The following is a 13,622-nucleotide window of genomic DNA, read 5'->3' as shown; positions in this document are numbered from 1 at the left end:
CCACCTCGGGGCGGGCTGCTCCGTGCGAGCAGTGGCCGTCAGCGGGAGCCGGCGATGTTGTACTGGCGGATCGAGAGGGGGACGAAGACGGCGAGGATCAGCACCACCCAGATGAGCGTGTACAGCACCGGGTGCTGCATCGACCAGGCGTCGGGCACGGGCACCGAGGCGCTGGTGTTGCCGAACAGCTCGCGGCACGCCTGGGTGACGGCCGAGACCGGGTTCCACTCCACGAACGGCCGCAGGAAGGAGTTGAAGCTCTCCGTGGGCACGAACGCGTTGGAGACGAACGTCAGCGGCATGATGACGATGAACGAGGCGTTGTTGATGACCTCGACGCTGGGCACCAGCAGGCCGATGTAGCCCATGATCCAGCTGACGGCGTAGGCGAACAGCAGCAGCAGGAGGAAGCCCGCGAGCATGTCGAGGACACCCTCGCGCGCCCGCCAGCCCACCAGCAGCCCGGTGAGCGCCATGATGATCAGCGAGAGGACGTTGTAGATGATGTCCGACGTCGTCCGCCCCACCAGCACCGCGGAGCTGGACATGGGCAGCGAGCGGAAGCGGTCGATGATGCCCTTCTGCATGTCCTCGGCCAGGCCGGCCCCGGTGAAGGTGGCACCGAACACCACGGTCTGGGCGAAGATGCCGCCGATGAGGAACTCGCGGTAGTTGAGGCCCTCCCCCGCGTCGATGGCGTTGCCGAAGACGAAGGCGAACAGCAGCACGAACATGATGGGCGAGATCAGGACGAAGACCAGGATCTCGGGGACTCGCTTGATCTTGATGACGTTGCGCTTGGCGACGACCCAGCCGTCGCTCGCGACCCGGGCGGCGCTCATGCGGATGCCTCTTCCTGCTCGTCGGTCTCGGTGGCGGACTCGCGCTCGGCGGCGTGCCCGGTCAGGCTGAGGAACACGTCGTCGAGCGTCGGCCGCCGCAGCCCGATGTCGACCACGGCGACGTGCTCGTCCTGCAGGCCCTGCAGGACCACCGCCAGCTGCCGGGCGCCGTCGGTGACGGGTGCGGCCACCCCGCGGCCGTTGGCGTCGACCTGGACGTCGCCGATGGCGACGCCGGCCAGGATCCTGGCGGCGGTGTCACGGTGGGCGGGGTCGGCGACCACGATCTCGACACGCTCGCCGCCGGTACGGGACTTGAGCTCGTCGGCGGTGCCCCTCGCGATGGCGCGACCGGAGTCGATCACCACGATGTCGTCGGCCAGCAGGTCGGCCTCCTCCAGGTACTGCGTGGTCAGCAGCAGGGTGGCGCCGGAGTCGACCAGCTCCTGGATGACGCCCCACATCTGCTGGCGGGCCCGCACGTCGAGCCCGGTGGTGGGCTCGTCGAGGATGAGCACCGGCGGCGCGGCGACGAGGGCGCCCGCGAGGTCAAGCCGACGTCGCATGCCGCCGGAGTAGGTCTTGGAGGGCCGGTCCCCCGCCTCCGCGAGGTCGAAGCGCTCGAGCAGCTCACGTGCCCGGGTCCGCGACGCGGAGCGCCCGAGTCCGTAGAGCCGGCCGATCATGTCGAGGTTCTCGAAGCCGGTGAGGTACTCGTCGACCGCGGCGTACTGCCCCGAGAGCCCGATGCGGGCCTTGACCCCGTCGGGGTCCTTCGCGACGTCGATGCCCGCGACCTCGGCCGTGCCGCCGTCGGCCTTCAGCAGGGTGGCGAGGATGCGGACCGCCGTGGTCTTGCCGGCACCGTTCGGCCCGAGGAGGCCGAGGACGGTGCCTTCCGGCACCGCGAGGTCGAGCCCCGACAGCGCCTCGACCCCCTTGTAGCGCTTGACGAGACCGGTCGCCCGGATCATGTCGGCCATGAGCACACCTTCCTGGTGGTCCTCCGAACTGGAAGACCGCTGGGACGATCATGCCGTGAGCCACGGACAGAACGCATCAGCCGAAGGTCGCGGATCGCGGAGCACCTGGCCCCACGGACCGGTCAGCCCTGCGAGGGCGGTGGGCGGAAGCCCGCCGTGCGCGCCGCCTCGGCGTCCTTGAACCAGACGTCCGCGGTCACGCGGGCGTGCGCCGGCGACCCGGGGAGGTAGTAGGTCAGGGAGTCGACGTTCGCCTTCACCTCGTAGCCGGGGCCGGGCGACCCACCCCCGGGTCCGGGCAGGGCCGAGCCGCGGAAGGGGCCCACCGAGCCCGGGGCGGGACGTTCCGGCTCTCGATCCGGCTCTCGATCCGGCTGGGCGGCCGGCCGCGGCCGGACCGGGTCCGACGAGCCGTACCGCGTCTCGGGTCCGGGGACGGTCCAGCGGTCCGTGGACGTGGTCGACCCCGTCCCGGTGCCGCGAGCGGCGCCCCGGCGCGAGCCGAGCAGCCAGCCCAGCGCGACGCCGAGAGCGGCGGCGAGCACCAGCCACACGACGATCTCGCCTGCGGTGTACACGGACATCAGCGTTCCTCCACTCGGAAGTCGACCCGACGGTACAGCGCCGACCAGGGGTCGATGCCTCGATCGTCGCCCGAGCCGATCGCGGTGGAGACGAGGCGACCGGCCGGGACGCCACGCGCCACGAGGTAGGCACACACCACGGCCGCCCGGTCGGCGGCGAGCGAGTCACCCCGCTCGGGGTCGGCGGGCCCGGCGTGACCGAGCACGTCGAGCGAGACGTCCGTGCGTGCCATCACCGCGGCGACGCGGTCCAGGTCGGCGCGACCTCGTGGGCCGAGCACGTCGCTCCCGATCCCGAAGGTGATCCGTGTGCCCTCGAGGACCTGGGCCTGCCGCCGACCGAGACGCGTGGCCCCGGCCGTGAGCGAGACCCGCACGTCGTCGACCGCCTGCTGCTCTTCCAGGGCGGCCGCGACCCGGGCCCGCGTCGTCGGGGCAGCCGTCGTCCCCTCGACCTCGAGCACGCCGTCGCGGATCGTCAGTCGCAGGTCGTCGACCTGGGCGGTGTCGTCGAGCACCGCACCGAGCGCCGGCCACCAGCGCGGCCTCGCGAGCGTGGTGTCCACGGCCAGGTCGACCGCCACCGGCACGCCGCGCACCCTGGCCACCCGCCGACCGATCTCGTCGGCCAGGGCCTTGCTGGGGACCGCGCTGGAGAACGCCACCCCGGTGGGCGACACCTCGAGGGCGAGGTCGATGTCCTCCGCGGTCGACGTCGGCCGCGGCGACGTGCCCACGTCGATCGGACGCACCTCCACCGAGCGCACCCCTGGCACGTCCTCGACGGCGTCGACGGTCCGCTGCACCACCGCGTCCGACGCCGACCACGGGTCGATGCGGACCTCGCGACCCGTGACCTCGACGCCGACCTGGTCGGGAGCCGTCGACCGCACGGCCTGCTCGACCTGGGGCGTGAGCGCCCGGCCGACGTCGCGGGTGCCGACGACCGCACCGCTCACCACCACGACGACCAGCGCGCCGGCCACCGCCCACGTCGCCGTCGTGCGTGTCCCGGGGTCCACCCCGTCAGTCCTGTCGATAGCTGCTGAGGAAGTTCCCGAGTCGCTGGATCGCGTCGCTGAGGTCCGCGGCCCAGGGCAGCGTGACGATGCGCAGGTGGTCGGGCTCGGGCCAGTTGAACCCGGTGCCCTGCGTGAGCAGGATCTTCTCGGCCAGCAGCAGGTCGAGGACGAGCTGCTGGTCGTCCTTGATGGGGTGCACCTCGGGGTCGAGCCTCGGGAACACGTAGAGCGCACCCTTGGGCCGCACGACGGAGACGCCGGGGATCTTCTCCAGCTCCGCGACGGCCGTGTCGCGCTGCTCGACCAGGCGCCCACCGGGGAGCACCAGGTCCTTGATGCTCTGGTAGCCGCCGAGCGCCACCTGGATCGCGTTCTGCGCAGGCACGTTCGGGCACAGCCGCATCGACGCCAGGAGGGTGATGCCCTCGAGGTAGTCGCGAGCGCCCTCCAGCGGCCCGGTGACCACGAGCCACGCCGCCCGGTAGCCGCACACCCGGTACGCCTTCGACAGGCCGTTGAAGGTGAGGGTGAGCACGTCGGGGGCGATCCCGGCCAGGGAGTGGTGCTGGGCGTCGTCGTAGAGGATCTTGTCGTAGATCTCGTCGGCCATGAGGACCAGGCCGTGCCGGCGGGCGAGGTCGGCGATGCCCGCGAGCGTCTCCCGCGAGTACACCGCACCCGTCGGGTTGTTGGGGTTGATGACGACGATCACCTTCGTGCGGTCGGTGATCTTGGACTCGAGGTCCTCGAGGTCGGGGTTCCACTCGTTCTGCTCGTCGCAGCGGTAGTGGACCGGCGTCCCTCCGGCCAGGTTCGTGACCGCGGTCCACAACGGGTAGTCGGGGATCGGGATGAGGACCTCGTCGCCGTTGTCCAGCAGCGCCTGCAGCGCCATCTGGATGAGCTCGGAGACCCCGTTGCCGATCCACACGTCGTCGATGTCGATCGCCGGGAAGTCGTCGACGAGCTGGTAGTGGTGCACGACCGCCCGACGAGCGGACTGGATGCCGCGGGAGTCGGAGTAGCCGGCCGAGCCGGGCAGGGCGGCGATGACGTCCTGGAGGATCTCGGCGGGTGCGTCGAAGCCGAAGGGCTGGGGGTTGCCGATGTTCAGCTTGAGGATGCGGTGGCCCTCGGCCTCGAGGGCGGCGGCACGGGCACTGACGGGTCCGCGGATGTCGTAGAGGACATCCCTCAGCTTCTCGGACTGGCGCACGCGCTGGCTGGACATGCGCTCATCTTCCCAGACCGGTCGGGCTCCCCGGCCACGACGTGGCTCAGGCGCGGCGACCGAGGCCGTCGACGACCTCGACCCCCGGCACACGGGCCAGGACCGAGCCGTCCAGGAGCAGCTTGGACGCCCGGACACCCGAACCCATGACGAGCACCGGCTGCGCGACGACGGCGGCGTCGACGAGCACCCGCCAGCCGTCCGGCAGGCCGAAGGGGGTGATGCCTCCGTGCTCCATCCCGGTGCGCTCGACCGCGTCCTCGTGGGGCAGGAACGACGCCTTGCGCACGTCGAGCACGCGCTTGACCACGCCGTTCACGTCGGCGCGGGTGGACGCCAGGACGACGCACGCGGCGACCCGCTCCTGCCCGTCACGACGTCCGCCCACCACCACGCAGTTCGCGAGCGCCTCCGGCGGCACGCCGTACGCCTCCTGGTTGGCGGCGGTGTCCGACAGCGCGGGATCGATCGCCACCACGCCGACCTCGCGGTCGAGACCGGCCGCGGCCAGGGCGGCCACCACCGACGGGCCGGCCAGGTCGGGTTCGTCGGCCAGCGGCCTCGCCTCGAGGGCTCCCGCGAGCCAGTACCTCATCGGCGGCGCTCGTCAGTCAGCACTGCGGACGACGTCGAGGGCCTGCGCGAGGTCCGCGGGGTAGGGGCTCTCGAAGTCGACGCGCTCCCCCGTCGTGGGGTGGACGAATCCGAGGTGCTTGGCGTGCAGCCACTGGCGGTCCAGCCCGACCCGGGCGGCGAGCGTCGGATCGGCGCCGTACTGCAGGTCACCGACGCACGGGTGGTGCAGCGCGCTCATGTGCACGCGGATCTGGTGGGTGCGACCGGTCTCGAGCTTGATCGTCAGGAGCGAGGCGAAGCGGTGCGCCTCGAGCGTGTCGTAGTGGGTGATGCTCGGACGGCCGTCCGCGCGCACCGTGAACTTGAAGTCGTGCCGGGGGTGACGCGCGATGGGGGCGTCGATGGTGCCGGTGTGCGGGTCGGGGTGGCCTTGGACGAGCGCGTGGTAGGTCTTCTCGACGGTCCGGTCGCGGAACGCCTGCTTGAGCACCGTGTAGGCCCGCTCGGACTTGGCGATCGTCATGAGCCCGCTCGTGCCGACGTCGAGCCGCTGCACGATGCCCTGCCGCTCCGGTGCGCCCGACGTCGAGATCCGCACGCCCGCACCCGCGAGGTGCCCGACCACGGTCGGGCCCTCCCAGCCGACGCTGGGGTGTGCAGCCACGCCGACCGGCTTGTCGACGACGACGATGTCGTCGTCCTGGAAGACGATGCTCATGCCCTCCACGACCTCGGCCACGACGGTGGCGGTCCGCGGAGCCGGGATGGTGGCCTCGAGCATGGCGCCGGGCTCGACGCGCTCGGACTTCTGGGGCACCTGGCCGTCGAGGAGCACGAGCCCGTCGGCCACGAGCTCGCTCGCCCGGGTGCGCGAGAGACCCAGCAGACGCGCGAGCGCCGTGTCGACGCGCTCACCTGCGAGGCCCTCGGGCACGGAGATGACGCGGTGCTGGCTCGGGTGCTGGCTCGGGTGCTGGCTGGGGTCCTGGCCGTGCTCGGTGTCGCTCACGCGCGCTCCTTCGGGTCGGTGCGTGCGCCGTCGAGGCCGACGCCCTGCCAGGTGCGCACGACGACGAGGACCGCGGCGACGGTGAGGTAGATGTCGGCCACGTTGCCCACGAAGAACCCGCCGTAGTCGATGAAGTCGACCACGTGGCCCCGGAAGGGGCCGGGCTCGCGGAGGATGCGGTCGGTGAGGTTGCCGAGCGCACCGGCCAGCAGCAGCACGAGGCCCACGGTCCAGACCCGGTCGCGCAGGCGGGCGGCCATGCGCACCACCACGACGCACACCACGACCGACACGATGCTGAGGACGACCGTCATGGACGCGCCCATGCCGAAGGCGGCACCGGGGTTGCGCAGGAAGGTCAGCTCGAGGACGTCGGGCAGGAGCCGGATCGGCTCGTCTCGGTCGGCCAGCCGCTCGACGGCCAGGACCTTGGTGACCTGATCGACGACCCAGGCGACCGCCACGGCGGCGAGGAACAGCGGGAGGACCCGGCGGCGGGGCGCGGGCACGGCGCTGGAGGGCTCGGGCGTCGCGTCGGAGGACTCGGGGACCGCGTCGGAGGATTCAGGCATGTCGTGGGTCATCGTCCCACGTGCCACCACACGAGCCGGGCTCGGCTCAGCGACGCTCCTCGCGCTGCTTGCACTCCTTGCACAGCGTGGCGCGGGGGAAGGCCTGCAGACGCATCTTGCCGATCGCCTCGCCGCACACCTCGCACACGCCGTAGGTGCCCTTGCCGAGCCGGTCGAGGGCCTTCTCGGTCTGCAGCAGCAGCTCGCGCTGGTTGGCGGCCAGGGACATCTCGGCGTCACGCTCGAGGCTGTTGGAGCCGACGTCGGCCTGGTCGTTGCCGGCACCGTCGACGCCGTCCCGCAACAGGTCCTGCAGCTCCTTGGCGGAGAGGTCGAGCTCCTTGCGCAGGCGGAGGAGGTCGTCCTCCAGCTCGACGCGGATGGCCGCGGTCTCGTCGGCGGTCCACGGATCTTCGTCCGCCCGCACGGCCAGGGTGGTCTTGGGCATGGCCAGACAGTAGACCCGGCAGGTCCACCGCACAACTTCGCCCTGTGCCCCGGCTCCCCCGCCTGCGGGGTACCCTGTCAGGCACAGCGTTCGAGCCGTCATCAGCGGCGAGCTTCCGGAAGAACGGGGTCCCTCGCGGGCCCTCAGTAGAACCGGACGGGTGGCCCGTCACAGCCGTTCGACGAGTGGTCGCAGCCGGCAGGTCCGGGGGTGGCAACCGAGGTGGTACCGCGGTCCTTCCAGGGTCGTCCTCGAGCAGAGCAGACCACCGAGGAGCAGCCGCCATGACCTACCCGAAGGCTCAGACGGGCACCGACCAGCCCGCGACCGCCGTCCCCTCCACCCCTCGCTTCCCCGAGATCGAGGAGCGCGTCCTCGCGTACTGGAAGAGCGACGGCACCTTCCGGGCGAGCGTCGAGGCCCGCGACGGCGGCGCCGACGGCTCGAACGAGTTCGTCTTCTACGACGGTCCCCCGTTCGCCAACGGGCTCCCGCACTACGGCCACCTGCTGACCGGCTACGTCAAGGACGTGGTCCCGCGCTACCAGACCATGCGGGGCCGCAAGGTCGAGCGCCGGTTCGGCTGGGACACGCACGGCCTGCCCGCCGAGCTCGAGGCCATGCGCCTCAACGGCATCAAGACGACCGACGAGATCGTCGAGATGGGCATCGACCGGTTCAACGAGGCCTGCCGCGCCTCGGTGCTGAAGTACACCGGCGAGTGGGAGGAGTACGTGACCCGCCAGGCCCGGTGGGTGGACTTCGAGAACGACTACCGCACGCTCAACCCGGAGTACATGGAGTCGGTCATCTGGGCGTTCAAGCAGCTGCACGACAAGGGCCTCGTGTACGAGGACTTCCGCGTGCTGCCCTACTGCTGGAACGACGAGACGCCCCTGTCCAACCACGAGCTGCGCATGGACGACGACGTCTACCAGAACCGCCAGGACCCGGCGGTCACCGTCGGCTTCGAGATCACCGGCGACGGCCCCCTGGCCGGCGCGCGGCTGATGATCTGGACCACGACGCCCTGGACCCTGCCGAGCAACCTGGCCGTCATGGTCGGCACCGGCATCGACTACGTCGCGGTCGAGCACGAGGGCACTCGACTGGTGCTCGCCGAGGCACGCCTGGGCGCCTACGCCCGCGAGCTCGGTGACGAGCCCACCGTGGTCTGGCGCGGCACCGGCGCCGACCTCCTCGGGCTGTCGTACACCCCGCCGTTCAGCTACTTCGTCGGTCACGAGAACGCGTTCCGCGTCGTGGCCGCCGACGACGCCGTGACCACCACCGACGGCACCGGCCTCGTGCACAGCGCCGGCGCGTTCGGCGAGGTCGACAAGGAGGTCACCGACCGCGAGGGCATCGTGGCCGTCATGCCCGTGGGCAAGGACGGCCGGTTCACCGTGCCGGTCACCGACTACGAGGGCATGCAGGTCTTCGACGCGAACCCGCACGTCATCGACGACCTGAAGAACGGCACCGGCTCGGTCTCCCCGGGCACGATCCTGCTGCGTCGCGAGACGTACGACCACTCCTACCCGCACTGCTGGCGCTGCCGCGAGCCCCTCATCTACAAGGGCGTGGAGTCGTGGTTCGTGCAGGTCACGGCGTTCAAGGACCGCATGGTCGAGCTGAACCAGCAGATCCGTTGGGTCCCCGACCACATCCGCGACGGCCAGTTCGGCAAGTGGCTCGAGAACGCGCGCGACTGGTCGATCACGCGCAACCGCTTCTGGGGCTCCCCCGTGCCCGTGTGGAAGAGCGACGACCCCGCCTACCCGCGGCTCGACGTCTACGGCTCGTTCGAGGAGCTGGAGCGGGACTTCGGCACGCTCCCGATGAAGGACGGCGTCCCCGACCTCCACCGGCCGTACGTGGACGACCTGGTGCGCCCGAACCCCGACGACCCGACCGGCCGGTCGATGATGCGTCGCGTGCCCGACGTGCTCGACGTCTGGTTCGACTCGGGCTCCATGTCGTTCGCCCAGGTGCACTACCCGTTCGAGAACGGGGACTGGTTCGAGGACCACTTCCCCGCCGACTTCATCGTCGAGTACATCGGCCAGACGCGCGGCTGGTTCTACACGCTGCACGTTCTGGCCACGGCACTGTTCGACCGTCCCGCGTTCGAGGCGTGCGTCAGCCACGGCATCGTGCTCGGGTCCGACGGCAACAAGATGAGCAAGTCCCTGCGCAACTACCCCGACGTCTCGGAGGTCTTCGACCGCGACGGCGCCGACGCGATGCGCTGGTTCCTCATGGCGTCGCCGATCCTGCGGGGTGGCAACCTCGTGGTCACCGAGCAGGGCATCCGCGACTGCGTCCGCCAGGTGATGATCCCGCTCTGGAACAGCTGGGCGTTCCTCGGCCTCTACGCCAACGCCGCCGGCTACGAGGGGCAGCCGCTCACGTCGGCGCCGAGCGACCCGCTCGACCGCTACGTGCTGGCCAAGCTGGGCCGGTGGGTGCGCGACATGACGACCCAGCTCGACGACTACGCGATCGCGGAGGCCTGCGAGTCGACGCGCGAGTTCCTCGACGTGCTCACGAACTGGTACATCCGACGCTCGCGGGAGCGCTTCTGGCTGTCCGACGCCGGTGCGGAGCTCACGGCCGAGCAGCGGGCACCGTTCGACACGCTGCACACGGTCCTGGAGACCGTCTGCCGGGTGGTCGCCCCCCTGCTCCCCCTGACGACGGAAGAGATCTGGCGCGGTCTCACCGGTGGACGGTCGGTGCACCTCACCGACTGGCCCGACGCCGACGCCTACGTGCGCGACGACGCCCTCGTCGACGCGATGGACCAGGTCCGCGCCGTCTGCTCGACCGGTTCGGCGCTGCGCAAGGCCTCGGCCCTGCGTGTGCGGCTCCCGCTCGCGTCGCTCGAGGTGGCTGTGCCCGATCCCGGCGCCCTCGAGGGCTTCGAGGACGTGGTGGCCCGCGAGCTCAACGTGAAGCACGTGCGGCTGATCGCGGCCGACTCCGACGAGGCGGCCGCACACGGGCTCACGTCGCGGCTGACCGTGCACGCCCGCGCGGCCGGACCCCGGTTGGGCAAGGACGTCCAGCACGCGATCCGCGGGTCGAAGACCGACGACTGGTCGGTCGCCGACGACGGCACCGTCACGTCCGGCGGCATCGAGCTGCAGGAGGGCGAGTACACGCTCGAGCAGGTGGCCGGGTCGTCCGGTGGCACGGAGATCGCGGTGCTTCCGGGCGGCGGCTTCGTGGCGCTGGACACCACGGTGACGCCGGAGCTGGAGGCCGAGGGCCTGGCGCGCGACGTCGTGCGCGGCGTGCAGCAGGCCCGGCGCGACGCCGGCCTGTCGGTCTCCGACCGCATCACGCTCCACCTGGACGGCGACGACGCCGTGCTGGCCGCGGTCCGCACCCACGAGGCGCTCGTCGCGGGCGAGACCCTGGCGACCTCGGTCTCGCTGGGCGACCTGCCCGACGGCACGCCGATCGACGTCACCGGCGCGACCGCCCGCGTCGCGGTCACGAAGGCCTGACCCTCCCCGCGAGGGTGCGGGAGATTCCCAGGTCGACCTGGGAATCTCCCGCACCGCACGGCTTTCCCGCGTCTGCACGGCTTGCTATCCGTGCTGGAGCGAGGTTCCCGTGCTGCTGCGCTGCTCCGGGCCGGTCGTTCCTTGCTGCTGCGTCGCTGGGGGTGGGGGGCGTTCCTTGTTGCTGCGTCGCTGTGGACCGGTCGTGCGTTGCTGCTGCGCTGCTCCGGGTGGGTCGTGCCTTGCGGCTGCGTCGCTGTGGCTGCGAGTGGACCTGCTCTCCGAAAGGGCCTCGACCGGCGGCTCGGCCGGGCTCTCGGGGCGCGCCTCCCGGTGACGCAAGGTTCTGCGTTCGTGCGTGAGGGGTCGAAGGATGCTGCGTTCGTGTCCGGATCCCGTCACCAACGCAGCATCGTTCGGGGTTCTGCACGCGAACGCAGAATCCTGCGTCCGGCGGGGGNCTCCCGGTGACGCAAGGTTCTGCGTTCGTGCGTGAGGGGTCGAAGGATGCTGCGTTCGTGTCCGGATCCCGTCACCAACGCAGCATCGTTCGGGGTTCTGCACGCGAACGCAGAATCCTGCGTCCGGCGGGGGCTACGGCGAGGCGGGTGGGCAGGGATTCTCCCTCTGCGTGGGACGGTCCACGAGAAGGGAGAATCACTGCCCCTACGGGCTCCTTTTCGTCGCCACGATTCTTCCTTCGCGAGGCACGGTCCACGCGAAGGAAGAACCGTGCGCGGATCCCGCACAGATGGAGAATCGTGGCCGCGCCCCGCGAGCTCGCCCGACCCCGGCGTCCTGCTCCGGTCGAGGCCCTTTCGGAGAACGACCCGCCTCGGGGTCACAGCAACGCAGCGGCACGGGAAGACCCACCCACAGCGGTGCAGCGGGTGAAGGCCCACCGACAGCGACGCAGCAGTGAACGAAGACCCACCCCGGGGCGACGTAGCCGCAGGGCCGCACCCCGAGCAGCAAGCGACGCGCAGGCCGACGACACCTAGCCTCGCCACCGACCCGGCGACGCACGAGGGCCCGCCACCGTGACGGTGGCGGGCCCTGCGTGGTGGCTGGTACTCAGAGCGAGGCGTTGCTGTCCTCGTCGCCGAGCAGCGAGCGCAGACGACGGGGCGAGCCGTCGTTCTGGTTCTGCGCCGGGGCCGGGGTGTTCTCGTTGGCCGCGAGCTGGTCGAGCTGGCTCTGGAAGTAGTTCTTGAGCCGGGCCCGGTACTCACGCTCGTAAGCCCGCAGGTGCTCGACCTCGCGCTGGAGCTCGTAGCGCTCCCGCTCGATGGCCGCGACGGCCTGCTGGCGACGCTCGTTGGTCTCGTCGTCGAGCTTCTGGGCGCGGATGCGGGCGTCGGTCTCGAGCCGGTCGGCCTTGCCGCGCGACTCGTTCGTCAGGCGCTCGGCCTTGGTGCGGGCCTCACCGACGATGCGGTCGGCCTCCTCCTTGGCCTGGTCCATCAGCTGGTCCGCGTTGTTGGACGCGATCTCCAGCAGTCGGGCCGCAGCCGAGGATGCATCACCCATGCTGTTGCGCGCGGGCGCAGCGGCCACGACGGGCGCGGGAGTGGGCTCCGGCTCGGGCTCGGGCTTCTTCTCGACGACCGGCTCCGGCTCGGGCTCGGGAGTCGGCTCGGGCTCGGGCTCGGCGGCCACGGGCTGCGGCGTCGGCTCGGGCTTGATCGCCGGGATCAGGCCGGTGGGCTCGCCGGTCGAGGCAGCGGCGACCTTGGCGCGCAGCTCCTCGTTCTCGACGGTGAGTCGCTCCAGCTCGGCTTCGACCTCGTCGAGGAACTGGTCCACCTCGCCCATGTCGTAACCCTCGCGGAGACGTACCGGAGTGAAGCGCTTGTTGCGCACGTCCTCTGGCGTCAGGGGCATGAGTTCACCTCGTGTCGTGGTTTCGTCGCAAGATCTGTGGTTCTGACCCACCGTACTCGGTCACCGTTCACTGCTGCCACACCCGTCCCAGTCGAACGGGATCCACCGGCGCGTCACTGCACCATGGTGCGGTTGACGACCGCCTGCAGGATGTAGATCACGACCAGCAGGATCATCGGCGAGAGGTCCAGCGCCGCGCCACCCAGACGGATGGGCGGGATCACGCCACGCACCACGCGCAGCGGCGGGTCGGTGACGGTGTAGATGCCCTCGCAGAGGACGGCCACGACGCCGCTGGGGCGCCAGGACCGGGCCAACAGCTGGACCCAGTCCAAGATGAACCGCGCGAGCAGCACGAGGATGCAGACGAGCAGGACGAACGAGATGACCTGCCCGATGGAGTTCAGTGCCATGTCTCCCTAGCCGTGGTTGTAGAACCCGCCCGCAGCGATGCGCTGCTTGTCCTCGTCGGTCACCTCGATGTTCTCGGGCGACAGCAGGAAGACCTTGGCGGTGACACGGTTGATCGTGCCATGCACGGCAAAGACGAGGCCGGCGGCGAAGTCGACCAGGCGCTTGGCGTCGTCGTCGTCGATCTCGGAGAGGTTCATGATGACCGGCACGCCGGACCGGTAATGGTCGCCCACGGTGCGGGCGTCGTTGTACGTGCGCGGCGTGACCGTCTCGATGCGCGCGAGCATCGACGGCGCCGGCTCGACGGCGCGGGGCGCGCGGCGGTGCTCGTCGATCGACGCGACCTGGGCCCGACGCTCGGGGGTGCGCACGACGGCGGCGCTGCGCTCGTCGTCGCGACGGACGGCGATCGGTCCGGTGGGCTCGTCGTCGAACTCGTCGTACTCGGCCTGCTCGACCAGGCCGAGGTACTCGCCGACTTTTCGCATTGCGCCAGCCATGATGTCTCCGTGGTTTGCAGGTGAGCGGGGTGGTCGAAGTGTCGT

13 protein-coding genes are annotated in these 13,622 nt (G+C 70.9%); 1 reads left to right on the top strand and 12 read right to left on the bottom strand.

Annotation, left to right across the window (positions count from 1 at the left end):
- Nucleotides 1-38 precede the first annotated feature (38 nt).
- The 9 genes from ASF37_RS13645 to ASF37_RS13605 form a co-directional block, all read right to left on the bottom strand.
- Entirely contained in the window at nt 39-842 is an 804-nt protein-coding gene (locus ASF37_RS13645; protein ID WP_055965787.1) for an ABC transporter permease, read from the bottom strand.
- Nucleotides 839-1,825, bottom strand: a complete 987-nt coding sequence (locus tag ASF37_RS13640) for an ATP-binding cassette domain-containing protein (RefSeq protein WP_055966499.1) — start codon at nt 1,823-1,825, stop codon at nt 839-841. Before ASF37_RS13640 ends, ASF37_RS13645 begins: the two co-directional genes overlap by 4 nt.
- Nucleotides 1,826-1,947: 122 nt before the next feature.
- Nucleotides 1,948-2,409 (bottom strand): hypothetical protein, encoded by a 462-nt coding sequence (locus tag ASF37_RS17235; protein WP_056581214.1) that lies wholly within the window; start codon nt 2,407-2,409, stop codon nt 1,948-1,950.
- Nucleotides 2,409-3,431 (bottom strand): OmpA family protein, encoded by a 1,023-nt coding sequence (locus ASF37_RS13630; RefSeq protein ID WP_056581211.1) that lies wholly within the window; start codon nt 3,429-3,431, stop codon nt 2,409-2,411. The genes ASF37_RS17235 and ASF37_RS13630 overlap by 1 nt, the downstream gene beginning before the upstream one ends.
- Before the next feature lie 4 nt (nt 3,432-3,435).
- Entirely contained in the window at nt 3,436-4,662 is a 1,227-nt protein-coding gene (locus ASF37_RS13625) for a pyridoxal phosphate-dependent aminotransferase (protein WP_055965783.1), read from the bottom strand.
- A 46-nt stretch (nt 4,663-4,708) separates the two neighbouring features.
- Nucleotides 4,709-5,257, bottom strand: a complete 549-nt coding sequence (locus ASF37_RS13620; protein WP_055965781.1) for a YbaK/EbsC family protein — start codon at nt 5,255-5,257, stop codon at nt 4,709-4,711.
- Between the two features lie 12 nt (nt 5,258-5,269).
- Nucleotides 5,270-6,178: an RluA family pseudouridine synthase gene (locus tag ASF37_RS13615; protein WP_235500011.1), complete on the bottom strand. Its 909-nt coding sequence runs from the start codon at nt 6,176-6,178 to the stop codon at nt 5,270-5,272.
- 65 nt (nt 6,179-6,243) lie between these two features.
- The gene (gene lspA / locus ASF37_RS13610) at nt 6,244-6,819 is read right to left on the bottom strand and encodes a signal peptidase II (RefSeq protein WP_235497676.1); all 576 of its coding nucleotides are present in this window, start codon (nt 6,817-6,819) and stop codon (nt 6,244-6,246) included.
- Between the two features lie 46 nt (nt 6,820-6,865).
- On the bottom strand, nt 6,866-7,267 hold the full coding sequence (locus ASF37_RS13605; RefSeq protein WP_055965777.1) for a TraR/DksA C4-type zinc finger protein: 402 nt from the start codon (nt 7,265-7,267) through the stop codon (nt 6,866-6,868).
- A gap of 284 nt (nt 7,268-7,551) precedes the next feature.
- Between ASF37_RS13605 and ileS the strand changes: the two genes are divergently transcribed.
- Nucleotides 7,552-10,782, top strand: coding sequence for an isoleucine--tRNA ligase (gene ileS, locus ASF37_RS13600; protein ID WP_056555630.1), 3,231 nt, complete (start codon nt 7,552-7,554; stop codon nt 10,780-10,782).
- A gap of 1,071 nt (nt 10,783-11,853) precedes the next feature.
- Here ileS and ASF37_RS13595 read toward each other — a convergent pair.
- The 3 genes from ASF37_RS13595 to ASF37_RS13585 form a co-directional block, all read right to left on the bottom strand.
- On the bottom strand, nt 11,854-12,663 hold the full coding sequence (locus tag ASF37_RS13595; protein WP_055965773.1) for a DivIVA domain-containing protein: 810 nt from the start codon (nt 12,661-12,663) through the stop codon (nt 11,854-11,856).
- A gap of 113 nt (nt 12,664-12,776) precedes the next feature.
- Entirely contained in the window at nt 12,777-13,076 is a 300-nt protein-coding gene (locus ASF37_RS13590; protein WP_056581206.1) for a YggT family protein, read from the bottom strand.
- 6 nt (nt 13,077-13,082) lie between these two features.
- A complete protein-coding gene (locus ASF37_RS13585) occupies nt 13,083-13,577 on the bottom strand; it encodes a cell division protein SepF (protein WP_055965768.1) in 495 nt (164 codons plus the stop codon).
- Nucleotides 13,578-13,622: the final 45 nt, after the last annotated feature.

The sequence above is a fragment of the Aeromicrobium sp. Leaf289 genome, assembly GCF_001423335.1.
In the GTDB taxonomy this organism is placed as follows: domain Bacteria; phylum Actinomycetota; class Actinomycetes; order Propionibacteriales; family Nocardioidaceae; genus Aeromicrobium.
The sequence above is the reverse complement of the archived record's forward strand: the minus strand, read 5'-3'. Positions and strand labels throughout refer to the sequence as shown.

Coding starts and splice junctions, on each gene's coding strand:
- ASF37_RS13595 (WP_055965773.1), bottom strand. CDS start 12,663: ATGCCCCTGACGCCAGAGGACGTGCGCAACAAGCGCTTCACTCCGGTA.
- ASF37_RS13585 (WP_055965768.1), bottom strand. CDS start 13,577: ATGGCTGGCGCAATGCGAAAAGTCGGCGAGTACCTCGGCCTGGTCGAG.
- ASF37_RS13625 (WP_055965783.1), bottom strand. CDS start 4,662: ATGTCCAGCCAGCGCGTGCGCCAGTCCGAGAAGCTGAGGGATGTCCTC.
- ASF37_RS13605 (WP_055965777.1), bottom strand. CDS start 7,267: ATGCCCAAGACCACCCTGGCCGTGCGGGCGGACGAAGATCCGTGGACC.
- ASF37_RS13645 (WP_055965787.1), bottom strand. CDS start 842: ATGAGCGCCGCCCGGGTCGCGAGCGACGGCTGGGTCGTCGCCAAGCGC.
- ileS (WP_056555630.1), top strand. CDS start 7,552: ATGACCTACCCGAAGGCTCAGACGGGCACCGACCAGCCCGCGACCGCC.
- ASF37_RS13640 (WP_055966499.1), bottom strand. CDS start 1,825: ATGGCCGACATGATCCGGGCGACCGGTCTCGTCAAGCGCTACAAGGGG.
- ASF37_RS17235 (WP_056581214.1), bottom strand. CDS start 2,409: ATGTCCGTGTACACCGCAGGCGAGATCGTCGTGTGGCTGGTGCTCGCC.
- ASF37_RS13590 (WP_056581206.1), bottom strand. CDS start 13,076: ATGGCACTGAACTCCATCGGGCAGGTCATCTCGTTCGTCCTGCTCGTC.
- ASF37_RS13620 (WP_055965781.1), bottom strand. CDS start 5,257: ATGAGGTACTGGCTCGCGGGAGCCCTCGAGGCGAGGCCGCTGGCCGAC.
- lspA (WP_235497676.1), bottom strand. CDS start 6,819: ATGCCTGAATCCTCCGACGCGGTCCCCGAGTCCTCCGACGCGACGCCC.